General features: G+C 65.9%; 23 protein-coding genes. 2 read left to right on the top strand and 21 right to left on the bottom strand.

Annotated elements, in window-relative coordinates; translation table 11 throughout:
- Nucleotides 1-26 precede the first annotated feature (26 nt).
- Nucleotides 27-230 carry a cold-shock protein gene (locus BLP88_RS13295; protein WP_074589900.1) on the top strand — a complete coding sequence of 68 codons (204 nt, stop codon included), beginning with the start codon at nucleotides 27-29 and terminating at the stop codon, nucleotides 228-230.
- A 64-nt stretch (nucleotides 231-294) separates the two neighbouring features.
- Here BLP88_RS13295 and BLP88_RS13290 read toward each other — a convergent pair whose 3' ends face one another.
- From BLP88_RS13290 to BLP88_RS13235, 12 genes are all read right to left on the bottom strand, one after another.
- Nucleotides 295-726 carry a DUF2550 domain-containing protein gene (locus BLP88_RS13290; RefSeq protein ID WP_074589899.1) on the bottom strand — a complete coding sequence of 144 codons (432 nt, stop codon included), beginning with the start codon at nucleotides 724-726 and terminating at the stop codon, nucleotides 295-297.
- 10 nt (nucleotides 727-736) lie between these two features.
- The gene (locus BLP88_RS13285) at nucleotides 737-1021 is read right to left on the bottom strand and encodes a F0F1 ATP synthase subunit epsilon (protein WP_074589897.1); all 285 of its coding nucleotides are present in this window, start codon (nucleotides 1019-1021) and stop codon (nucleotides 737-739) included.
- A gap of 1 nt (nucleotide 1022) precedes the next feature.
- Nucleotides 1023-2477, bottom strand: a complete 1455-nt coding sequence (gene atpD / locus BLP88_RS13280; protein ID WP_074589895.1) for a F0F1 ATP synthase subunit beta — start codon at nucleotides 2475-2477, stop codon at nucleotides 1023-1025.
- 86 nt (nucleotides 2478-2563) lie between these two features.
- Nucleotides 2564-3451 carry a F0F1 ATP synthase subunit gamma gene (locus tag BLP88_RS13275; RefSeq protein WP_074589893.1) on the bottom strand — a complete coding sequence of 296 codons (888 nt, stop codon included), beginning with the start codon at nucleotides 3449-3451 and terminating at the stop codon, nucleotides 2564-2566.
- A gap of 73 nt (nucleotides 3452-3524) precedes the next feature.
- A complete protein-coding gene (gene atpA / locus BLP88_RS13270; protein ID WP_074589892.1) occupies nucleotides 3525-5162 on the bottom strand; it encodes a F0F1 ATP synthase subunit alpha in 1638 nt (545 codons plus the stop codon).
- An 82-nt stretch (nucleotides 5163-5244) separates the two neighbouring features.
- Nucleotides 5245-6072 carry a F0F1 ATP synthase subunit delta gene (locus tag BLP88_RS13265; RefSeq protein ID WP_074589890.1) on the bottom strand — a complete coding sequence of 276 codons (828 nt, stop codon included), beginning with the start codon at nucleotides 6070-6072 and terminating at the stop codon, nucleotides 5245-5247.
- Complete coding sequence (locus BLP88_RS13260; RefSeq protein WP_074589888.1) at nucleotides 6072-6626, bottom strand: F0F1 ATP synthase subunit B; 555 nt, start codon at nucleotides 6624-6626, stop codon at nucleotides 6072-6074. The genes BLP88_RS13265 and BLP88_RS13260 overlap by 1 nt, the downstream gene beginning before the upstream one ends.
- A gap of 53 nt (nucleotides 6627-6679) precedes the next feature.
- Entirely contained in the window at nucleotides 6680-6883 is a 204-nt protein-coding gene (gene atpE, locus BLP88_RS13255) for an ATP synthase F0 subunit C (protein ID WP_009356484.1), read from the bottom strand.
- Nucleotides 6884-6963: 80 nt separating this feature from the next.
- The gene (atpB, locus tag BLP88_RS13250; protein ID WP_074589886.1) at nucleotides 6964-7764 is read right to left on the bottom strand and encodes a F0F1 ATP synthase subunit A; all 801 of its coding nucleotides are present in this window, start codon (nucleotides 7762-7764) and stop codon (nucleotides 6964-6966) included.
- 91 nt (nucleotides 7765-7855) lie between these two features.
- Complete coding sequence (locus tag BLP88_RS13245) at nucleotides 7856-8185, bottom strand: hypothetical protein (RefSeq protein WP_373366879.1); 330 nt, start codon at nucleotides 8183-8185, stop codon at nucleotides 7856-7858.
- Nucleotides 8172-8654, bottom strand: a complete 483-nt coding sequence (locus BLP88_RS13240) for a Cg1360 family ATP-synthase-associated protein (RefSeq protein WP_074589884.1) — start codon at nucleotides 8652-8654, stop codon at nucleotides 8172-8174. The genes BLP88_RS13245 and BLP88_RS13240 overlap by 14 nt, the downstream gene beginning before the upstream one ends.
- A gap of 117 nt (nucleotides 8655-8771) precedes the next feature.
- The gene (locus BLP88_RS13235; RefSeq protein WP_074589883.1) at nucleotides 8772-9884 is read right to left on the bottom strand and encodes an MraY family glycosyltransferase; all 1113 of its coding nucleotides are present in this window, start codon (nucleotides 9882-9884) and stop codon (nucleotides 8772-8774) included.
- Nucleotides 9885-10088: 204 nt separating this feature from the next.
- On the opposite strand from BLP88_RS13235, the gene BLP88_RS13230 reads away from it, so the two are divergent.
- Nucleotides 10089-10985 (top strand): glycosyltransferase, encoded by an 897-nt coding sequence (locus BLP88_RS13230; RefSeq protein ID WP_074589881.1) that lies wholly within the window; start codon nucleotides 10089-10091, stop codon nucleotides 10983-10985.
- 7 nt (nucleotides 10986-10992) lie between these two features.
- Here BLP88_RS13230 and BLP88_RS13225 read toward each other — a convergent pair whose 3' ends face one another.
- The 9 genes from BLP88_RS13225 to lysA all read right to left on the bottom strand — a co-directional run bounded on the left by BLP88_RS13225 (nucleotide 10993) and on the right by lysA (nucleotide 22298).
- Nucleotides 10993-11754: a WecB/TagA/CpsF family glycosyltransferase gene (locus BLP88_RS13225; RefSeq protein WP_074589879.1), complete on the bottom strand. Its 762-nt coding sequence runs from the start codon at nucleotides 11752-11754 to the stop codon at nucleotides 10993-10995.
- A gap of 50 nt (nucleotides 11755-11804) precedes the next feature.
- The gene (locus tag BLP88_RS13220) at nucleotides 11805-12782 is read right to left on the bottom strand and encodes an L-threonylcarbamoyladenylate synthase (RefSeq protein ID WP_074589878.1); all 978 of its coding nucleotides are present in this window, start codon (nucleotides 12780-12782) and stop codon (nucleotides 11805-11807) included.
- 12 nt (nucleotides 12783-12794) lie between these two features.
- Nucleotides 12795-13667, bottom strand: a complete 873-nt coding sequence (gene prmC / locus BLP88_RS13215) for a peptide chain release factor N(5)-glutamine methyltransferase (RefSeq protein WP_074589876.1) — start codon at nucleotides 13665-13667, stop codon at nucleotides 12795-12797.
- 15 nt (nucleotides 13668-13682) lie between these two features.
- Complete coding sequence (prfA, locus tag BLP88_RS13210; RefSeq protein ID WP_074589875.1) at nucleotides 13683-14756, bottom strand: peptide chain release factor 1; 1074 nt, start codon at nucleotides 14754-14756, stop codon at nucleotides 13683-13685.
- A 289-nt stretch (nucleotides 14757-15045) separates the two neighbouring features.
- Nucleotides 15046-17100 (bottom strand): transcription termination factor Rho, encoded by a 2055-nt coding sequence (gene rho, locus BLP88_RS13205; protein ID WP_074589873.1) that lies wholly within the window; start codon nucleotides 17098-17100, stop codon nucleotides 15046-15048.
- 300 nt (nucleotides 17101-17400) lie between these two features.
- The gene (gene thrB / locus BLP88_RS13200) at nucleotides 17401-18375 is read right to left on the bottom strand and encodes a homoserine kinase (RefSeq protein ID WP_074589871.1); all 975 of its coding nucleotides are present in this window, start codon (nucleotides 18373-18375) and stop codon (nucleotides 17401-17403) included.
- Between the two features lie 37 nt (nucleotides 18376-18412).
- Nucleotides 18413-19519, bottom strand: coding sequence for a threonine synthase (gene thrC, locus BLP88_RS13195; protein ID WP_074589869.1), 1107 nt, complete (start codon nucleotides 19517-19519; stop codon nucleotides 18413-18415).
- Nucleotides 19520-20836: a homoserine dehydrogenase gene (locus BLP88_RS13190; RefSeq protein WP_074589868.1), complete on the bottom strand. Its 1317-nt coding sequence runs from the start codon at nucleotides 20834-20836 to the stop codon at nucleotides 19520-19522.
- A complete protein-coding gene (lysA, locus tag BLP88_RS13185) occupies nucleotides 20829-22298 on the bottom strand; it encodes a diaminopimelate decarboxylase (protein ID WP_074589866.1) in 1470 nt (489 codons plus the stop codon). The genes BLP88_RS13190 and lysA overlap by 8 nt, the downstream gene beginning before the upstream one ends.
- Between the last annotated feature and the right edge of the window lie 5 nt (nucleotides 22299-22303).

Raw genomic sequence — 22303 nt, 5'->3', positions numbered from 1 at the left:
AGTTCCACAATGAGGAGAAACAAATAATGGCACTGGGCACTGTCAAGTGGTTCAACGCTGAAAAGGGCTTCGGCTTCATCACCCCGGACGACGCCGAAGGCGACGTCTTCGTCCACTACTCGGAGATCCAGACCTCCGGTTTCCGCACCCTCGACGAGAACCAGCGCGTTCAGTTCGAGATCGGCCAGGGCGCCAAGGGTCCGCAGGCAACCGGCGTGACCGCTCTCTAATCGAGCCACGCAAAAAGAAAGACCCGGGCACCCGCCCGGGTCTTTCTTTTTATGCTTCCTGGAATCAGCGCCAGGTTCCGACTCCGATCACCGGACCGGCCTCCAGCCAGGAGGACAGCCCCGCATAGGCTTCAAAGCGCATGGCCAGCATGAAGGACTCCCCTTCGTGCCGCAGTTCAACCACCACGACGTCGGGCTGCAGCTTGGTCAGCTCCACCTCGCTGGGCTTCCGCCGCCCGAGCAGCTCAAGCGAGCTGCGCTTGAAGCTGTGCCGCGGCCGGAAGCTCAGGGACAGGAGGCTGAACCATTCCAGCTCTGAGTCCTGATAACGACAAACCCCCATCCGCCAGCTGTTTCCAGCCATGCAGATGGAGGCGTCCACCGTGCCGAGGGCGCGCCGCAGATTGAAGCGGCGCACCCCCACGAGGCACAGTGTCAAAACAAGCAGGCCAAAGGCACTTGCCAGGATGATGAACGGAAAAACAGAATCGTCCATCAAGGTCGTGCTATCGGATCCCCGCAGTAGCTGATTCGCCCAGCTGGGCGTTGTCAGCAACAATGACCACCCGGTTGTTGTCGACGGAGAAGAATCCGCCGTCGACCGTCACCGCGATGCGGTCCCCGGAAACCGGCTCGATTGCCAGCTCGCCCTCGGCCAGGATGGCGAGCAGCGGCGAGTGGCCCGGCAGGATTCCGATTTCACCATCGCTGGTGCGGGCCTTGACCATCTTGGCCGCGCCGGACCACACGAAGTGGTCCGCCGCTACAATCTCAACCTCGAGCTCAGCCATGCTACTTGGTCTGTTCCTGGATCTTGGCCCACTGGCGCTCGACGTCATCCATGGCGCCGACGTTGAAGAACGCCTGCTCCGCGATGTGGTCGACGTCGCCGTCGCAGATGGCCTTGAAGCCCTCGATGGTGTCCTTGATGGAAACCGTCGAGCCCTCGACACCGGTGAACTGCTTGGCAGTGTAGGTGTTCTGGGAGAGGAACTGCTGGATGCGGCGGGCACGTGCCACCACGATCTTGTCTTCTTCGGACAGTTCGTCGACACCGAGGATGGCGATGATGTCCTGGAGTTCCTTGTTCTTCTGCAGGATCTGCTTCACGCGCACAGCGGTGTCGTAGTGGTCCTTGCCGATGTACTGCGGGTCGAGGATTCGCGAGGTGGAGGTCAGCGGGTCCACGGCCGGGTACAGGCCACGGGAGGCGATTTCACGGGAGAGTTCCGTGGTGGCGTCCAAGTGGGCGAAGGTGGTCGCCGGTGCCGGGTCGGTGTAGTCGTCAGCCGGGACGTAGATGGCCTGCATCGAGGTGATGGAGTGGCCCTTGGTCGAGGTGATGCGCTCCTGGAGGAGACCCATCTCGTCGGCCAGGTTCGGCTGGTAACCCACGGCGGAAGGCATGCGGCCCAGCAGGGTCGACACCTCGGAACCGGCCTGGGTGAAGCGGAAGATGTTGTCGATGAAGAGCAGCACGTCCTGGTTCTGGACATCGCGGAAGTACTCCGCCATGGTCAGGGCGGACAGCGCCACGCGCAGACGCGTTCCCGGCGGCTCGTCCATCTGGCCGAACACAAGGGCGGTGTCCTTCAGAACGCCGGCCTCGTCCATTTCAACCCAGAGGTCGTTGCCTTCACGGGTACGCTCGCCGACACCGGCGAACACGGAAGTACCACCGAAGTTGCGGGCAACACGGGTGATCATTTCCTGGATCAGAACGGTCTTGCCGACGCCGGCGCCACCGAACAGACCGATCTTTCCACCCTTGATGTAGGGGGTCAGGAGGTCGATGACCTTGATGCCGGTTTCCAGCATCTCGGTGGAACCTTCGAGCTGCGCGAAGGACGGAGCCTTGCGGTGGATCGGCCAGTGGTCATCGGCCTTGATCTCGGACTCGTCGACGTCCAGCGGCTTGCCCAGGACGTTGAAGATGTGGCCCTTGACGCCGTCGCCGACAGGCACGGAGATCGGAGCGCCGGAGTCCTGCACGGAGGTGCCGCGGACCAGGCCGTCGGTGGCCTGCAGGGAGATGGCACGAACGAGGTTGTCGCCCAGGTGCTGGGAGGTCTCGAAAGTGATGGTCTTGGTCTCACCGTTGAGGGTGATCTCGGTGGTAAGTGCGTTGTAGATCTCGGGGATTGCGTCGGCCGGGAATTCGACGTCGACAACCGGGCCAATGACACGGGCAATGCGGCCGGTGGCACCGGTCGTTGCGGCTACGTGCTCGGTAGCGGTGGCAGTCATCTCTCTCACTTCATTCGGTAGATGGCGTGGGGTTAAGTTTATCTGTTTGGTGCAGCTGCGGCTGGCGCCGGGCCATGCACCGGCGGCTACGCGCTGAGGGCGTCGGCGCCGGCCACGATCTCGGACAGTTCCTGCGTGATTTCGGCCTGGCGGGCCGTGTTGCGCAGTCGCGTGTACTTCTTGATCAGCTCGGTCGCGTTGTCACCGGCCGACTTCATCGCACGCTGGCGGGCTGCAAGCTCGGACGCTGCGGCCTGCAGCATGGCTGCGAAGATGCGGGACTCGATGTAGCGCGGCAGCAGGGCGTCGAGGACCTGCTCGGCTTCCGGCTCGAACTCATACAGCGGCAGCAGCTCCGATTCGGTGACCGCCTGCTCTTCGACTTCCAGCGGAAGAAGGCGGACCACGGTGGGCTCCTGCGTCACCATCGACTTGAAGCGGGTGTACACGACGTGAATTTCGTCCACGCCGCCTTCCGCGTAGTCGGTGGCGAACTCATCGAGCAGGGCGGCGCCGATTTCCTGCGCCGTCTCGAACTCCGGTGCGTCCGTTCCGCCGGTCCACACGCGGGCGTAGGAGCGGCCGCGGAAGTCGAAGTACGCCTGGGCCTTGCGGCCGAAGATGTAGGTCTTGACTTCCTTGCCTTCGGCACGGAGGAGTTCGTTGAGTCCTTCAGCCTGCTTGAGCACGCTGGCGGAGTAGGAACCGGCCAGGCCGCGGTCAGAGGTGATGACCAGGACGGCAGCGCGGCGGATCTTCTCCGGCTCGGTGACGAGCGGGTGATCGATTTCGTTCTGGCTTGCGACAGCAGAAACGGCACGGGTAATCGCATTGGCATACGGCAGCGAAGCTGCAACGCGGGCGCGGGCCTTACCGATGCGCGAGGTAGCGATCAGTTCCATCGCCTTGAAGATCTTGCGCATCGACGTCGTCGAGCTGATCTTCTGGCGGTAGACCCGGATCTGGGCTCCCATACTTATCCTTTCCTAAGATCCCGGTGCCGGTCCGGCCGGGGCGTTTCCGCCCCGGCCGGACCGGTCAACGGAACTAGCGCTTCTGCTTGACGATCTTTTCCTGGTCGACTTCGCCGCCGGAGATCGCTTCGTGCTCTTCGTGGCCGGCGCCAACCAGACGGTTGTCGCCTTCGCCGAAGAAGCCCTTCTTGAAGTCGGTGATGGAGGACTTCAGCGCTTCCAGGGTGTCGTCATCCAGGACGTTGGTCTGAGCCAGCGTGGTCAGGATGGAGGACTTGTGCTTGAGGTGCTCCAGGAACTCAGCCTCGAAGCGGCTGATGTCCTCGACCGGAACGTCGTCCAGGTAGCCGTTGGTGCCGGCCCAGATGGACACAACCTGGTCCTCGACCGGGAACGGCGCGTACTGGCCCTGCTTGAGCAGTTCCATCAGGCGGGCGCCACGGGTCAGCTGCTGGCGGGATGCGGCATCCAGGTCGGATGCGAACATCGCGAAAGCCTGCATGTCGCGGTACTGGGCCAGGTCCAGCTTCAAGGTACCGGAGACCTTCTTCATGGACTTGACCTGGGCCGAGCCACCCACGCGGGAGACGGACACACCGACGTCAACAGCGGGGCGCTGGTTGGCGTTGAAGAGGTCCGACTGGAGGAAGATCTGACCATCCGTGATGGAGATGACGTTGGTCGGGATGTAGGCGGAAACGTCGTTCGCCTTGGTTTCCACGATCGGCAGGCCGGTCATGGAACCTGCACCGAGCTCGTCGGAGAGCTTGGCGCAACGCTCCAGCAGGCGGGAGTGCAAGTAGAAGACGTCACCCGGGTAGGCTTCGCGTCCCGGCGGACGGCGAAGGAGCAGGGACACTGCACGGTAGGCTTCGGCCTGCTTGGACAGGTCATCGAAGATCACCAGGACGTGCTTGCCCCCGTACATCCAGTGCTGGCCAATGGCAGAACCCGCGTAGGGTGCCAGGTACTTGAAGCCTGCGGGGTCGGATGCCGGGGAGGCCACGATGGTGGTGTACTCCAGGGCGCCGTGGTCTTCCAGGGTCTGGCGGACTGCGGCGATGGTGGAAGCCTTCTGGCCGACACCGACGTAGATGCAGCGGACCTGCTTCTTGACGTCACCCGAAGCCCAGTTGGCCTTCTGGTTGATGATGGTGTCCACGGCGATGGCGGTCTTGCCGGTCTGGCGGTCACCGATGATCAGCTGGCGCTGGCCGCGGCCGATCGGGATCATGGCGTCGATGGCCTTGAGGCCGGTCTGCATCGGCTCGTGGACCGACTTGCGCTGGGTCACGCCCGGGGCCTGGAGTTCCAGCGCACGGGTGGTTTCAGCCTTGATCTCGCCGAGGTCGTCGATCGGCTGGCCCAGCGGGTCGACAACGCGGCCGAGGAAGGCATCGCCCACCGGGACGGACAGGATTTCACCGGTGCGGTGGACTTCCTGGCCCTCTTCAATACCGGTGAAGTCACCGAGGATGATGACACCGATCTCGCGGACGTCGAGGTTCTGGGCGAGGCCCAGGGTGCCGTCTTCGAAGCGAAGCAGCTCGTTCGCCATGACCGAGGGAAGACCCTCAACACGGGCGATGCCGTCACTTGCGGCGGTCACACGACCAACCTCTACGCGCTCGGCGTTACCGGGTTCGTAGGACGCCGCGAACTCGTTCAACGCATTACGGACGTCGTCGGCGTTGATGGTCAATTCGGCCATCTGCAGTCCCTGCTCTCCTGTTTTCGTGGTCATCGTTGCCCACGATGACCGGGTTTTGTATCAGTTAGTTGTTCTTGTCCGGCTAGCCGGCGAGTTGACGGCGGAGTTCGGACAGGCGGGACACGACCGAAGCGTCAAGCACTTCGTCACCCACCTGGACCCGGATTCCGCCGATCAACGCCGGGTCAACGTTGACGTTGACCTTCAGATCGCGGCCGTAGAGGGCATCGAGCCCGGCCTGCAGGCGGCTGGCCTGCGTTTCCGTCAGCGGACGGGTGACGCTGACGGTCGCAATCCAGCGCTGCCGGCGCTTGGCAGCAAGTGCTGCGAAGCTGTCGATGAGCTTGACTGCCTTGACGCCGCGCGGCTGGGACACCGCCTGGCCAATGAGGAGCTTGGCTTCCTCACTGGCACCCGGAACCAGTTTTCCGGCAAGAGCAACCTTCGCTGCTGCGGAAGCCTGCGGCTCTGCCAGAGCAGCTTGTACATCGTGGCTGGAAGCAACGGCCTGCTTGAAAGCAAACAGTTCGTTCTCCAGCTCTTCCAGCCCCGTGAATCCGGAGGCAGAAACGGCCGACTTGTTTTCAGCCACGGCGATGACCACCGTGGCGGCAAGAGTCTCGAGTGCATCGCCGATGTCACGTGCGTCTGCCCAGCGTGAGCCGGCCAGTCCGGACGCGATTTCCGCAGCATCAGCGGAGACTTTCCCGCCAAACAGCTGCTTGACCAGCGCCGACTTCTCTTCTCCGCTGCGGGAGGGGTCAGTCAGGGCGCGGCGCAAGCCAGCCGAGCTGTCTACCGTTCCCAGGATTCCGAAGAGTTCCCTAGCCAACTGCAGCGAGGCGAGCGGAAGCTTGGCTTCCAACTGCTCCAGCGCCGTGGTCAGCGATTCGCTCGATACACCTGCCATTACTTAGCTGCACCTGCGTTCTGGGTCTCCAGATCTGCCAGGAAGCGGTCCACCACGCGGGCGGAACGCTCGTCATCGCTGAGCGCTTCGCCCACGATGCGTCCTGCCAGAGTCGTGGCCAGCGTGCCCACCTCGGAGCGCAGGGCAACAACAGCCGCCTGGCGCTCGGATTCGATCTGGGCGTGGGCCTGCTCGGTGATACGAGCGGACTCGGCAGCAGCCTTGGCCTTCAGGTCCGCAAGGATCTGTGCACCTTCGGCGCGGGCTTCCTCGCGGATACGGTTGGCTTCGGCACGGGCATCGGTGAGCTGCTGCTTGTACTCTTCGAGAGCTGCAGAAGCTTCGGCCTGGGCCTTTTCAGCCTTGGCAATGCCGCCTTCGATCGCTTCGGCGCGCTCTGCGAAGGTCTTCTCGAACATCGGGACAATGAACTTGACCACGATGAACAGGAGGACAGCAAAGCCGACGAGAACGACACCCATTTCCCAGGGGTTGGGCATCAGCGGGTTGGTCTCTCCACCTTCAGTGGCGGCTGAGACAATCAGCTGTTTCATGATTTACCCGTCCTTTCTACTCGTGTGCTGGTTCGCTTCGTTCCAGGGAACGACTAGAGAACGAAAGCGAAGACCAGACCGAGGATGGCGAGGGCTTCAGTCAGAGCCAGACCAAGGAACGCGATCGGCTGCAGCACGCGCTGGGCCTCAGGCTGACGAGCAACACCGTTGATGTAAGCCGCGAACACGAGACCAACACCGATACCACCGCCGATTGCGGACAGACCGTAACCTACGAGGTTGAGATTGCCTTCCATTTTTTTCCTTTCAAGATGCCATGTGCATGGCAGGTTGTTTGGTTTGCTTCATCCCCGCGAAGGGGAAGTCTGTGGGTGCCTTAGTGGCTGTCGGCGTGCAGAGCGCCTTCGATGTAGATCGCGGTCAGCAGGGTGAACACGTAGGCCTGCAGGGCCATGATCAGTGCCTCCAGCATGTACATGGCGATCGCACCGACGAGGACCAGGACCGAGGTGCCCTTCAGGAGGACGTTCTCCTGCATGATGAGGAACTCGATGCCGGAGCCGGCGAGCATGACGATCAGGTGGCCGGCGAGCATGGTCGCGAAGAGACGGAGACTGTGCGTGACCGGGCGGACCAGGAAGTTGGAGATGATTTCGATCGGAACAACGATCGGCAGGATGTACCACGGCACGCCGGACGGAACCGTCGCGAGCTTGAAGTACTTGATGCCGTTCTTCTTCAGGCCGATGCCGATCCAGGTGAAGTAGACCAGGCCTGCCAGCACGTAGGCGCCGCCCACGTGGGAGAAGCTCGGCAGCTGGATCAGCGGGATGGCGCCGTAGATGTTGTTCACGAGGATGAAGAAGAACAGCGAGAACAGCAGCGGCACGTACTTCATGAAGTCGCGGCCGCCAATGATGTCCTTGGCGATGCTGTTACGGACGAAGCCGTAGGCCATCTCGCCTGCGAACTGCAGCTTGCCGGGAACCAGCTGCTGCTTGCGTGCAGCAAGGATGAAGAAGGTGGCGATAATTACGACCGAGAGGATGACCAGCAGCATCTGCTTGGAGAATCCTTCGTGCGCACCCCACGGCAGGATAGCCGGCAGGTGCATTTCGTCGATTCCGGGAGGGGTGAAGGTCCCTGAATCCTGGGCCGGGAGCGCAAGCGCGATCAACGCGTTTCCTCTCTGCAGTGTCCATCATTGGGCTTTGGTGAGAATCGGTCCGCGTTGCCGGCGGCCACTTCCCGTGTGAAATTATTTGGCATTACTGTGCCCCGTCCTGGGACGGGCCGCGGTCTGCTGCGCTCCCACCCGAAGAAGAGCCTTGACGGGTGAGGCCGTGCATATGGGAAAGGTAAAATCCCCCTGCGGCTCCAAGCAGAGCGCCTAGGAGCACGATCCAGCGGGTCCCCCACAGATAATCCAGTCCCCACCCTATCAAACTCCAGACTATGATTCCGCCGATGATGTAGCTGAAGACGGCCATGCCGGCGTTGTATCCGGCATCCTTTCCGTCCTTGGCTTCTTCAGCGGAATTCGTGGGGCCGGAGGCGGCGGGAATGGTCTTCCGGGGATGGCGTTCAGGCTTTGCCACGCGTGCCTCCTTCGTCCGGCGAGGGGTCGTTGTAAATCTGCAGCCGGGACTTGCTGAACCCGCGGATCTCCGCGGCCTGCCAGACGACGACTGTCACGACCGCCGCAATCATGAACCAGCGGCCGTTCAGCCACTCCGGGGCGCCCACAGCAAAGAGGACGACGGCGAAGCCGATGACCTTGATGAAATAGGTGGCTACGAAGAGTCCGACGGCGCCCGAGGGATTGTTACGTCCGACGAAGTGGCCGATCAGGAGGCTGATCGCGAAGAACACGATCACCAGCGCACCCCCGAAGGCGACGGACAGGGCACTCTGGCCACCGTCCAGCACCGCGGCGATTACCGCGGTGACGGCGAGGGCCAGCAGGGCCGCCGTCGTGCTCTGGACCAGGAGCCTGAGCCACAGTGAGCTTCCGGAAACAGCAACGCCGGACTGCGTGGACTGATGTCCGTCGGCGTTGGAAGTCATGGGGATGCCAATCGTCGAGGCAGGGGATGCCAGGTCTCAAAGAGGGTGGGTGCGCGTGCGAGTGACTGCCCGCACCAAGAATTCTACATGAGATAGAACTGTGATGTTAACGCGCCGTCACTGCCGGGTCCGGCTGCCCCTGCGGGCAAAGTAAGGCCATGCAGTCACCACCGCCATGACGAGTGCGGCAGCAATATCAGCGGTGAGCACGAGCTGCCACGGGAAGATCGCGAAGGCCAGGCCGCCGAAGGCCAGGATCGCGGTCCAGACGTACATCATTACGACGGCGGTGCGGTGCGAGTGGCCCAGCTCAATGAGCTTGTGGTGCAGGTGGCCGCGGTCGGCGGACCAGGGCGACTGTCCGCGTGCGGTGCGTCGGACGACGGCGAGCCCCAGGTCCAGCAGCGGCAGGGACAGGACCGCGAACGGCAACAGGATGGGGATGATCGTGGGAATACCGTTCACGCGGTCGTAGAGCCCGGAACTGATCTGCCCCGTGGAGACGATACCGGCCGAGGCCATCACCAGGCCGAGCAGCATGGCGCCGGAGTCTCCCATGAAGATCCGGGCCGGAAACCAGTTGTGCGGCAGGAAACCGATGCAGCAACCCACGAGGATCGCCATGAGCAGCGCCGCGAGGTCGGAGCGGTCCAGCAGGACCGCGTTACGGTGCACCCAGTAGGCGGTGAGGAAGAACGCCACTCCCCCGATGGCTGCCACGCCTGCAGCAAGCCCGTCCAGGCCGTCGATGAAGTTGACGGCGTTCATTGTGGTAACGATCAGCAGGGCGGTGATGACGATCCGGGCCGCTTCGGACTCGATGTGGATGGGCTCGGGGATGAAGGGAATGACGGTCATCCGTACGCCCCACACAGCCACCACTGTCGCGGCCAGGGCCTGGCCGATCAGCTTGATCCACCAGCGGATGTCCAGGAGGTCGTCGGCGAGGCCGACGGCGACGATCACCAGCACCCCGGCGAGGATCCCCCACGGCGCCGTGTTGCCCCGGAAGATGTCCTTGACGAAGAAGGAGTTGCTGGCCACCACCAGGGCGACGGCAAAACCGGCGCAGAGTCCAAGCCCGCCCAGTCGGGAGATCGGCACGGAATGCATGTCCCGGCTGCGGATGGGCCCGAACAACCGCATCTTCTTCGCCAGGAACCGCGCGCCCCACGTGGTCGCGTACGCCACCACGGCAGCCGTCAGCATCATGAGGGAATACATGATCAAGTGGCGGCTCCTGGAGACGGTGATGGTTTGCGCCCTTTGCGATGCGTTGCAGGAGATGCCTGCAACGCCCTGCGCACCGCCGGATATTGCTGTACTACAGTTGGACTCTGTCCAAGATACTAGCGGCAACAGCAGCCGCGCTCCGGCACTCGCGCCCTCAGGGCGAGCCGGTGTGACCCTCTGCCGCTCCGGAAGGATCCCTTCATGCCCGTGCCGGTTGCCGTTGCCGCCGTGACCTTCGACCGCCCGCGCGAACTGGCCGTCCTGCTCGATGCGATCCAGGCCCAGAGCGCCCCGGTGCAGGCCGTTTGCCTGGTGGACAGCGGCACCGTCCCGGCCCGCGAGGTCGCGGCGAAACACCCAGCCGTGGACTATGTGCGGTCCGAGGCCAACCTCGGCGGCGCCGGCGGATTCGCGCTGGCCATCCTCAAGGCCGTGGCCAGCGGCGCCGAATGGGTCTGGATCATGGACGACGACGCCGAACCCACCGACCCTTCCTGCCTCGAAACGCTGCTGCGCGAGGCGGAAGCCCGCAACCTTGACGCCGTGGTGCCGCTGGTGCTGGCGCCCGGGCAGCCGGACAAGCTGTCCTTCTTCTTCCGGATCGACGGCAAGGTGACCCATGACCGGGCCGAGGTCGAGAAGGCGGGGTTCCTGCCCGACGTCGGGCATTTCTTCAACGGCGCGCTGATCCGTTCGGATGTCTTCTTCAAGGTGGGCGTGCCGGACATCCGGCTGTTCATCCGGGGCGACGAAGTGGACTTCATGATCCGTCTGCGGAAGGCGGGCGTCCGGTTCGGCACGGTGGCGACGGCGTCGATCAGCCACCCCCACGCTTTCTCCGAGACGAAGCACGTCTTCGGCGCCCGCTGGCATGTGATCGTGCCGGAAGGGGCCTTCAAGCGCTACTTCTACTACCGGAACCGCGGTTACCTCATCCGCCGGTACCGCCGCGTGAAGTCGCTGGTGGCCGACGTCGGCGGATACCTCGGCTATTTCCTTCCGCGGGGGGACTTCCGTGGGCTCGCCGAATGGTTCCGCGCGTTCTCCGCGGGCCTGCGCGGCAAGGGCTTCGGCCCGCTGGACCAGCAGAAGTTCTAGCGGGCCTTCAGCGGCGGACGAGCCGTTTGCGCAGCAGCAGGCCGAGCAGGACCCAGGGTTCGCCGAACACCCGGTAAGCCACGCGACCCGGATGCAGCAGCAGGCGCCACGCCCATTCCAAGCCGAGCCGGCCAAGCCAGCGCGGCGCGAGTTTCTGGACGCCACCCAGCTGCTCAATGGCACCGCCGACGGCGGCGTATACCGCTGGCGGCAGCTCATCCAGGCGGCGCAGGAGCACCGATTCCTGCAGCGGCATGCCGAGTCCGAACAGCACCAGTTGCGGCCGGAACTCCCCCAGCCATGCGACGGCAGCGTTTTCCTTGGCTTCGTCCCAGGCTTCGCCCGGCCGTCCGGCGACCTCCGCGCCGGGAACCACCCGGCGCAGCCTGTCCACGGCCTTGGCGTTCGCCTCCGCGCCGGCCCCCACGACGGCGATGCGTTCCAGCCCCCGCAGCCGGCCAAGTTCCGGCAGCCAGTCGGTGGATCCAAGGCGGTAGTCCATGGCTGCCCGCCGGGTGGGGCGGCCGTGGGCCTTGCCCCAAAGCATGGCCACGGGTGCGCCGTCCGGCAGGATCACGTCGCCGCGCTCATAGAGGGCACGGAAGTCCGGCCGGGAATGCAGCAGCGTGATGCTGTGCAGGTTGTGGCCCACGATGAGCCTGGTGCTGCCGTCGGCGAGGAAGCCGCCGAGCACCTCCAAAAGTTCGTCCACGCGCAGCGCGGTGACGTCAACATCCAGGAAGGGGACGCGGTCCTTCTTCAATTCCATGCGGTCCACCCTGTCCGAAGCCGCCCTGCCCCCATGTGCCCGCCCAAGAGTCATCCGGCAGCAGGCCCCTTGGATAGTGGGTTGCCAGGCTGGGATTCATCGGCGTCCGACGCCGGTGCCTCAGTTTCCAGCGGCCGTTCAGGTTCCAGCGGACCTTGGGCGTCCTGCGCTGCGTCCTCGTCCGCCAGGGCGTCCGCCACTGCCTCGGCGACGGTCTCGTCGACGGCGTCGCCGACGGTCTCGCCGGCCGCGGGCGCCGCTTCCTCGGGCGCCGCTTCCTCGGGCGCTTCCTGCGGCTCGTCAGCTTCCTGCGGCTCTTCCGGCGGCAGCGGCACGGCTTCGGCCTCAGGCATGGGCTCGGGTGCCACTTCGCCCAAGGCGAGGACACCGGGGACCAACTGCCGGAGCTGTTCAAGGGAAACCGCACCTTCGCGCACCACGCGCAGCGGCAGCGAGGTTGCGTCAACGATCGTGGACGGCACCCCTTCGTCTCCCTCGACGGGCCGCAGGCCGGCTTCGAGGTAGACCTCCACGGACTCCGCCAACTGCTCCTGCGCTTCGGCCGCGGTGCGGGCCGCCGTCTGGCCGGTGCGGTTCGCGGAGGAAACCGCCAGCGGGCCCGTGCGGTTGAGGAGTTCGAGAGCGATCTCGTCGTCGGGCATCCGCAGGGCCACGGTGCCCCGGGTCTCGCCGAGATCCCAGTCCAGGGAGGGCTGGGCGTGGAAGATCAGCGTCAGTCCGCCCGGCCAGAACGTCTCGGCCAGCTTGCGGGCCTCATCGAAAACCTCGGTGGCCAGCCCGTCCAGGGCACCCAGGCGCGGAATCAGCACCGGCGGCGGCATCTGCCGGCTGCGGCCCTTGGAGACGAGCAGCATGGTCACGGCCTGCGGCGAAAACGCGTCGGCGGCGATGCCGTACACGGTGTCCGTGGGCATCACGATGCATTTCTTCTCGCTGATGGCGCGCTGGGCGTGGTCGATTCCGCCGGCGCGTTCTTCCTCTGAGGTGCAGTCGTAGCTAGTGGTCACTGCGTTATTCTTTCATTCCCGCGGGGCGCCCGGCGACAAGACCGCGCTGGTTGCCCGCTGCTTCCCGTTCAGGTCCGTGTGCGAGGTGACTTCGCTCCAGCAGCCCGCTTCCCGCAGGTGCCGCGCGATCCATTCCGACTGCACCTCGGCGTGTTCCATCACGAAGTAGCCCCCCGGTTTCAGCAGCCGCGCCGCGGAGGCGGCTGCCGCCGTCGGGAGGTCCATGCCGTCCGCTCCCCCGCCGTACAGCGCCTCGGGGGGATCGTGCAGGGCCACTTCGGGTTCGTTCGGAATGGCTTCCGCCGGGATATAGGGCGGATTGGACACGACGACGTCGAAGCTGCCGTTGTGTTCGGGCAGGGCATCGCGCAGGTCGCCCTGGATGAGTTTCACGCCCAGCGGCTGAAGGTTCTTCGCAGCCCAGGCATGCGCGAAGGCGCTGAACTCGACCGCGTGGACTTCCGCGCCAGGCACTTCGTGCGCCACGGAGGCGGCAATCGCGCCCGAACCGGTGCCCAGGTCCACGACCTTCGGCCGTTCCGTTCCCGCGAGCCGGTCGATGACCAGCTGCACGACGGTTTCCGTCTCGGGACGGGGAATGAACACACCGGGCCCTACGGCGAGGGTCAGGTACCGGAAATGCGCGACGCCGGTGATGTGCTGGAGCGGTACGCGCCTGGCGCGCTCGGCCACCAGTTCGCCGTAGCCCTCCGGTGCCGGGAAATCGCCGAGCAGCATTGCCCGCAGCCGGCCGAGGCCGACGCCGAGGAGGTGGTCGGCCAGGAGTTCGGCGTCGACCCGCGGCGTGGGGACGCCTGCATCGCTGAGGACGGCAGTCGCCTCGCGGACGGCGTCCGCGAGGCGCTGCCCGCTGTCAAGAGCCATGGTCCGGGCCGGCTGCTATTCGCCGATGGCGTCCAGGCGGGCCTGTTCGTCCATCTCGATGGCGGACTGGATGACCGGTTCCAGGTCGCCGTTCATGACGGCGTCCAGGTTGTAGGACTTGTAGCCGGTGCGGTGGTCCGCGATGCGGTTTTCCGGGAAGTTGTAGGTGCGGATGCGTTCCGAGCGGTCCATGGTGCGGATCTGGGACTTGCGGTGCTCGGCGCTTTCGGCGTCCAACTGCTCCTGCTGGTGCGCCAGGAGGCGGGCACGGAGCACGCGCATGGCCGCTTCGCGGTTCTGCAGCTGGGACTTCTCGTTCTGCATGGCCACCACGATGCCCGTGGGCAGGTGGGTGATGCGCACGGCGGAGTCCGTGGTGTTCACCGACTGTCCCCCGGGGCCGGAGGAACGGTACACGTCGATCTTGAGGTCGTTCTGGTTGATCTCGATCTCTTCGGGCTCGTCCACTTCGGGGAACACCAGCACACCGGCGGCCGAGGTGTGGATGCGGCCCTGGGACTCGGTGGCGGGGACGCGCTGCACGCGGTGCACGCCGCCTTCGAACTTCAGCCGGGCCCAGACGCCCTCGGCGGGATCGTTGGAGGAGCCCTTGATGGCCATCTGGGCGTCCTTGTAGCCGCCCAGATCCGATTCCGTGGAGGAAATGAGCTCGGTCTTCCAGCCGCGGGCTTCGGCGTAGCGGGTGTACATGCGCAGCAGGTCGGCGGCGAACAGGGCTGCTTCCTCGCCGCCTTCACCGCCCTTGACTTCGATGATCACGTTGCGGGCGTCGTCGGGGTCGCGCGGGATCAGCAGCCGGCGCAGCTTCTCCTGCGCGACGGGGAGCTTTTCCTCGATCTGCTCCACCTCGGCGGCGAAGTCGGGATCCTCGGCAGCCATTTCCTTGGCGGCCTCGAGGTCGTCGGTGAGTCCGCGCCACCTGTTGTACGCCTCCACGATGCCCTGCAGCTGCGCGGAACGGCGCCCCAGCTTCCGGGCCAGGGACTGGTCGGCATAAACAGCAGGATCGCTCAGCTGTGCCTGGATGGCAGCATGCTCATCAAGCAATCCCTGTACGGACTCAAACATTTTCCAAACCTCTTTCGTTCTGCGCCAAGTTTAGTAGGCACAGAAATCCGCGCCCAAAGCGGGTGGTTGGCCCCGACGCCGTCGCGCGGATTTTCCGCCCCGGGAGTGGCCCGTAAGGGTCGGGCCGAGGGACCCGACGCGAGCTTGCGAGCGTTGGGAAGGCCCTTACCCGCTGTCGTAGCGTTGCGGCTGACGTACGCAGTACGTCAGCCGCAACGCGAAGGGGCGGGGGCGGAAAATCCGCGCGACGAGCCACGCGAAGGTTCCGACTCCCCGCCCCTGGAAACAGCTACTTGTCGTTGTCCGACTTAGCGCCCAGCGTCGTCTTCTGCACCTGCATGAGGAACTCAACGTTGCTGCCGGTTTCCCGAATCTTGTTGGTCAGCAGTTCAAGGCTCTGCTGCTGCTCCAGGCCGGAAAGGACGCGGCGCAGCTTCCACATGATCTTGACTTCCTCGGCCGAAAGCAGGTTCTCTTCGCGGCGGGTACCTGAGGCGTTAACGTCCACGGCGGGGAAGATCCGCTTGTCGGCCAGCTGGCGGGACAGGCGCAGTTCCATGTTGCCGGTGCCCTTGAACTCTTCGAAGATGACCTCGTCCATCTTGGAACCGGTCTCCACGAGAGCCGTTGCCAGGATGGTCAGGGAGCCGCCGTTTTCGATGTTGCGGGCGGCACCGAAGAAGCGCTTGGGCGGGTACAGGGCTGCGGAGTCCACACCACCGGACAGGATGCGGCCCGAGGCCGGTGCTGCCAGGTTGTAGGCACGGCCCAGGCGGGTCATGGAGTCCAGGAGGACAACCACGTCCATGCCCATTTCCACGAGGCGCTTGGCGCGTTCGATGGAAAGCTCGGCAACCGTGGTGTGGTCGTCGGCGGGACGGTCGAAGGTGGAGGCGATGACCTCGCCCTTCACCGTGCGCTGCATGTCCGTGACTTCTTCGGGACGTTCATCAACGAGCACCATCATGAGGTGGACCTCAGGGTTGTTGGTGGTGATCGCGTTGGCGATGGACTGCAGGATCAGGGTCTTGCCGGCCTTGGGCGGGGAGACGATCAGGCCGCGCTGGCCCTTGCCGATCGGGGCCACGAGGTCGATGACGCGCGGGCCGATCTTCTTGGGGTCGGTCTCCAAGCGCAGCCGCTCGGAGGGGTACAGCGGCACGAGCTTGGCGAACTCGACGCGGTCCTTGAGCTCGTCCGGGGTCTTTCCGTTGACGGACGTGACGCGGACGAGGGCGTTGAACTTCTGGCGGGCGGACTGCTGGTTGCGGTCCTCGCCGTCGCGCGGGGCACGGATCGCGCCGACGACGGCGTCGCCCTTGCGCAGGTTGTACTTCTTGACCTGGGCGAGCGAGACGTAGACGTCGTTGGCGCCGGGCAGGTAGCCGGAGGTGCGGATGAACGCGTAGTTCTCCAGGACATCCAGGATGCCGGCGACCGGCAGCAGGACGTCGTCCTCGGTGATCTCGACGTCGTCGACATCGGGACCCTGGTTGCGGCCGCGGCGGCGCTCATTGCGGTCACGGAAACGGTCGCTGCGGGTGCCGCCGTCGCGGCGGTCGTTCTGCTCGCCGCGGTCATTGCGGTCGCGCCGGTTGCGGCGGCTGCGGCGGCTGCCGCCTTCGTCGCCGTCGTTCTCATCGCGACGGGTGCGGGTGTCCCGGCGTTCGCGCTGTGCGCCTTCGCCGGCTTCGGCGGCCTGCTCGGTGCGGCGCTGCTCGCCCTGCGCCTGGCGCTCACCCTGGGGCTGACGTTCGCCCTGGGCCTGCTCGGCCTGGCGGGTTTCGGTGGCCTCGGCGGTCTCGGCTCCCGGAGCGGCGTTTTCGCCGCGGCGGCGGTTACGGGTGCGCGGCTGGCGGCGCTCACCGGCCGCTTCAGCGCCCTCAGCGGGAGCCGCGGCGGGCGCGGCTGCTTCGACGGCGGCGGCCGGTGCTGCGGCCTCGGCGGTTTCTGCCGGGGCTGCCACTACCCCGTCGCTGGTGGCGCGGCGGCTGCGGCCACGGCCGCGGGCACGGGTGCCCTCCTGGGGCGCGGCTTCTGCGGCCTCGGCGGGAGCGGCCGCAGGTGCTTCGGCCTTGGCCTCGGTCTTGGCGGGCGCCTCAGCCTTTGCGGGTGCTTCAGCCTTTGCCTTTGCCGGGGCCTTGCTGGCGCCGGCGCCCGCGCGGTGCGCGGAAATGGCGGCAACAAGGTCGCCCTTGCGCATCCGGGAGCCGCCGGAAATACCCAGCTGGCTGGCGAGGGCCTGCAGCTGCGCAAGCTTGAGTCCGGCAAGGCCGCTGCTCTTGGCAGGTGCTGCGTCGGAGTTTGTGTCCACAGCTGGAGCCAGCTCAGTGGTTTCTGTCACGAAGGATCCTTCCCCCTCGACGTCGCCCGGACTGGAGCCGGGCGCGATGATGTGTTCTGGACTGCAGTTCAGATCTGCAGCCGGGATGTCGGCGTTGCCGCTGGTTGAGCCAGCAATGCCGCTTCTGATTGCGTCTTCGATGCCCCGGCGTGGGGCGTGGGCTGGCGCTGAAGGGAGCAGAGTCGATCTGCAGTACCTGCGACAGGCCGAAAAGGAGACGACACCGGCAGGGACTTCGACACAGTGGAAGACGGAACGTACCTGTTGCCAGGGTCCAATGTCAGGGAACTGCCCGCGGTTTTACCGCCGGTGCATTTCCACTCTAGCACCTTCAACGTCCACTGCCAGCGTCAGCACGCGCCAGGCCACGCCAGGTGTGTTGTCCGCAGCAAAGGCCGAAATCCTCGACGCGACCACGGCCGCCTCATCTTCGCCGTGGGCCAGGGCCAGCACAGTGGGGCCTGCGCCGGAAACAACGGCAGCGTGTCCCGCTGAACGGAGGGCGGCAATCAGCTTCGCGCTCGGCTGCATCGCCTCCGCCCGGTAACTCTGGTGCAGGTAGTCCTCAGTAGCGGGCAGCAGGAATTCCGGGGCCTTGGTCAGCGCGTGGATCAGCAGCGCGGCACGGCCGGAGTTCATGGCCGCGGCGTGGTGTCCCACCGAAGCGGGCAGCAGGCCGCGCGCGGTTTCGGTGGAAAGTTCGTAATCCGGAACCGCCACTACCGGGATGACGGAGGGAACGACGTCGGCACGGGCACTGCTGTACTGCTCGCTGTCCTGCCAGGACAGCGCCAGTCCGCCGAAAATCGCGGGAGCGACGTTGTCCGGGTGGCCTTCCATCTCGCTGGTCAGCTGCAGGATCCATTCGCGGCCGCGTTGCGCGGCTTCGGGGACCAGCGCATTGGCGGCCGTGACGGCGGCGACGACGGCCGAGGCAGAGGAACCGAGGCCGCGGCCGTGCGGGTTGACGTTGTCCGCGGTGATCTTCAGGCCGTTGTGCCGGTAGCCCAGGCGCTCCAGGGCCGTGTTGATGGCACGCACTACGAGGTGGCTGGCATCGCGGGGCAGGGTGTCCGCGCCTTCGCCGGAGAGCTCGAATTCCAGCTCGCCGTTGTCCAGGGTTTCCACGGTCAGGGTGTCGTAGATGGACAGCGCGAGGCCGAGGCTGTCGTAGCCGGGACCGAGGTTGGCGCTGGTTCCGGGGACCCGCACGGTCAGCTGCTGACCCGCCGCGAGCGTCGTAAGTTCGCCCGCGGCGGGCTGCGTCGTTTCCACTCTTAGTTTTCTTCCAGTCCTGTGTTGCGTCGGGAGGCTATTTGGCGTCCAGGCCCAGTTCGTTTGCCACGGAGACGACGTCGTTCGGAACGCTGACGGGCTGGACATCGCTGCCGTCGGCGGTGCGCAGGGCCCACTGCGGGTCCTTCAGGCCGTGGCCGGTGACGGTGATGACGATGGTCTTGCCGGTGGGCACCTGGCCCGCGGCGTGCTTCTTGATCAGGCCGGCGACGCCGGCGGCGGAGCCGGGCTCCACGAAGACGCCTTCCTTGGAGGAGAGCCAGCGGTGAGCGTCCAGGATTTCCTCGTCGGTCACGGCTTCGATGAGGCCGCCGGATTCATCGCGGGCGGCCACGGCGGTGTCCCAGGACGCCGGGTTGCCGATGCGGATGGCGGTGGCGATGGTGTCCGGTTCGGTGATCGGGTGGCCGGCGACGAACGGCGCGGCACCGGCGGCCTGGAAGCCCCACATGGCCGGGGTCTTGGTGGACACGGCCGGGAGGGTTCCCGCGGTGCCGGACTCGAAGGGAGCGGAGTACTCCTTGTAACCCTTCCAGTAGGCGCTGATGTTGCCGGCGTTGCCGACGGGCAGCACGTGTATGTCCGGGGCGTCGCCCAGGGCGTCGACCACCTCGAAGGCGCCGGTCTTCTGGCCCTGGATACGCGCCGGGTTGACTGAGTTCACCAGGAACACCGGGTAAGACTCGCCCAGCTTGCGGGCGATGTCCAGGCAGTTGTCGAAGTTGCCGTCCACCTGCAGCAGGGTGGCGCCGTGGGCGATCGCCTGGCTGAGCTTGCCCATTGAGATCTTGCCTTCGGGAACCAGCACGGCGCATTTCAGGCCGGCCGCCGTGGCGTAAGCCGCGGCGGAGGCGGAAGTGTTGCCGGTGGAGGCGCACACCACTGCCTTGGCCCCGGCTTCGACGGCAGCGGTCATTGCCATGGTCATGCCGCGGTCCTTGAAGGATCCGGTGGGGTTCATGCCTTCGACCTTGAGGTACACCACGGATCCGGTGAGCTCGGAGAGCTTCTCCGCGTGGACCAGCGGGGTGCCGCCCTCGCCGAGGGTGATGACCTTGGTGGCTTCCGTGACCGGCAGACGTTCAGCGTATTCGCGGATTACCCCGCGCCATTGGTGAGCCACTTAGACCCCTTCTACCCGCAGTACGGATGTGACGGAATTGATGACGTCGAGGGCCTTGACGGCCTCGACGGTTGCCGCGAGTGCGGCTTCGGATGCACGGTGCGTGACAATCTTCAGCTCAGCCGACTCGACGTTCGAGGCGGCATCGCGGTGGATGGTCTGGCGCATGATTTCGATGGAGACGCCGTTCTCGGCAAAGATGTGGGCGATCCGGGCCAGCACGCCGGCCTGGTCGGCGACGTCCAGGCCGATGTAGTAGCTGGTCTCGGAAGCTTCCACGGGCAGTGCCGGGACGTGGCCGGTGGTGGTTTCGGTGCGGCCGGGGCCGCCCAGGACCAGGCGCCGGGCAGCGGAGACGAGGTCGCCGAGCACTGCCGAAGCCGTCGGGGTGCCGCCGGCGCCCTGGCCGTAGAACATCAGTTCGCCGGCGTTTTCGGCCTCGATGAAGACGGCGTTGAATGCGCCGCGGACGGCGGCCAACGGGTGCTCGCGCGGCAGCAGCGTCGGGTGCACGCGCACCGAAACTCCCTCGCCGCCGTCGGCGTCCACCAGCTTCTCGGCAATAGCGAGCAGCTTGATGACAAAGCCGGCTTCCTTTGCCGAAGCGATATCCGACGCCGTGACCTTGGTGATGCCTTCGCAGTGGACGTTTTCCAGGGCGAAGCGGGTGTGGAAGGACAGCGACGCGAGGATGGCGGCCTTCGCGGCGGCGTCGTGGCCTTCGACGTCGGCCGTCGGGTCCGCCTCGGCGTAGCCCAGGCGCTGCGCCTCGGCCAGGGCATCGGCGAACTGCGCGCCGGTGGTGTCCATCTGGTCGAGGATGAAGTTGGTGGTGCCGTTGACGATGCCGAGCACGCGGGTGATGCGGTCTCCGGAGAGGCTGTCGCGGATGGGGCGCAGGATCGGGATCGCACCGGCGACGGCGGCCTCGTAGGACAGCTGCACACCGGCCTTGTCCGCCTCTTCGTAGAGGGTGGGGCCGTCCTGGGCGAGCAGCGCCTTGTTGCCGGTGACCACGCAGGCGCCGTTCTGGATGGCGGTGAGGATCAGGGAGCGGGCCGGTTCGATGCCGCCGAGCAGCTCGATGACGAGGTCGGCGTCCTTGACCAGGGTGTCGGCGTCGGTGGTGAACAGTTCGCGCGGAAGCTCCACGTCGCGCTTGGCGTCGAGGTTGCGTACGGCGATCCCGGCGAGTTCCAGGCGCGCACCGCTGCGGGCGGCCAGGGCCTCGGCGTCGTCAAGCAGAATCCGCGCGACCTGTGCCCCGACGTTGCCACAACCCAGCAGGGCCACTTTCAAGGTGCGCACTTCAGACATTCGCCACTCCCATGTCGCGGTTCAACAGATCTTCTTCGGTTTCCCCGCGGACAATCCACCGGGCCGTTCCGCCGCGCACAGCGACGACGCCCGGCCGGGCAAGGTAGTTGTAGTTGCTGGAGAGGGCCCAGCAGTAGGCGCCGGTACCCGGTACTGCGAGCAAATCACCGGCTGCCACATCCGCGGGCAGATATACATCTCTAACAACTATGTCGCCGCTCTCGCAATGTTTGCCCACTACTCGGGACAGCTGCGGTTCGGCCAGGGACGTCCGGGAGGCGAGTACGGCCGAATAATCCGCGTCGTAGAGCACCGGACGGGCGTTATCGCTCATGCCGCCGTCTACCGACACATAGCGGCGCGGGAACGTAACGTTTTCCGCGCCGTCCGCACCCGCGGGGGCGTCCACACGCACCGTTTTGAGGGTGCCGGTCTCGTACAGGGTGAAGGTGCTGCTGCCGACGATCGCGCGGCCGGGTTCGATCGAAATGCGCGGGGCCTTGATGCCCAGCCCAGCACAGCTGGAACGGACGACGGCGGCCATCGCCTGCGCGATCTCCGCTGCCGGGCGCGGCGTGTCCACCGGGGTGTAGGCGATGCCGTAGCCGCCGCCGAGATCGAGCTCAGGCAGCACGATGGAGTACTTGGACTGCATCGCGGCCAGGAAGACCAGCAGCTTTTCGGCCGCCAGCGCGAAGCCTTCGGGTTCGAAGATCTGCGAGCCGATGTGGCAGTGCAGGCCGAGCAGCTCAATGCTGTCATAGGACGTGGCCGCGGCCACGGCTTCTTCCGCGGCGGAAAGGCCTGCTTCCTCGGTGGAGTCCCCGGCCATGGACAGGCCGAATTTCTGGTCCTCGTGCGCGGTGGCGATGAACTCGTGGGTGTGCGCGTGCACGCCCGGAGTCAGGCGCAGCATCACCTTGGCCACCTCGCCGCGGGCGGAGGCGATCTTGGCCACGCGCTCGAGTTCGTCCAGGCTGTCCACGACGATCCGGCCGAGTTTCATGTCCAGGGCCCGGTTGATTTCGGCGTCGGACTTGTTGTTGCCGTGCAGGCCAAGGTTCGCGCCGTCAATCCCGGCGCGGGCGGCCACGGCGAGTTCGCCGCCGGAACAGGTGTCCAGGCGCAGGCCCTCCTCGGCGACCCAGGACGCCACGGCCGTGCACAGGAAGGACTTGCCGGCGTAATAGACGTCCACTCCCCCGCAGATGTCCTCGAACGCGGCGTCGAAGGCGTCCTTGAAGGCCCGGGCCCGGGCGCGGAAGTCCGTTTCGCTCATCACGAAGAGCGGGCTGCCGAACTGTGCCTTGAGCTCGCTGACGGGGATGCCGTCGATGGCCAGCTCGCCGCCGTCGTTCCTTTCAACACCGGCCGCCCACATGGGCGCGTGCAGGGCGTTGAGGTCCGCCGGCACGGCGAGCCATTCCGGGGCGAGGGGCGAGGCCCCTGTTGTTTCGGTCATCGGGG

Origin of the sequence: Arthrobacter cupressi (assembly GCF_900099975.1) — a bacterium.
GTDB lineage: Bacteria > Actinomycetota > Actinomycetes > Actinomycetales > Micrococcaceae > Arthrobacter > Arthrobacter cupressi.
The sequence above is the reverse complement of the archived record's forward strand: the minus strand, read 5'-3'. Positions and strand labels throughout refer to the sequence as shown.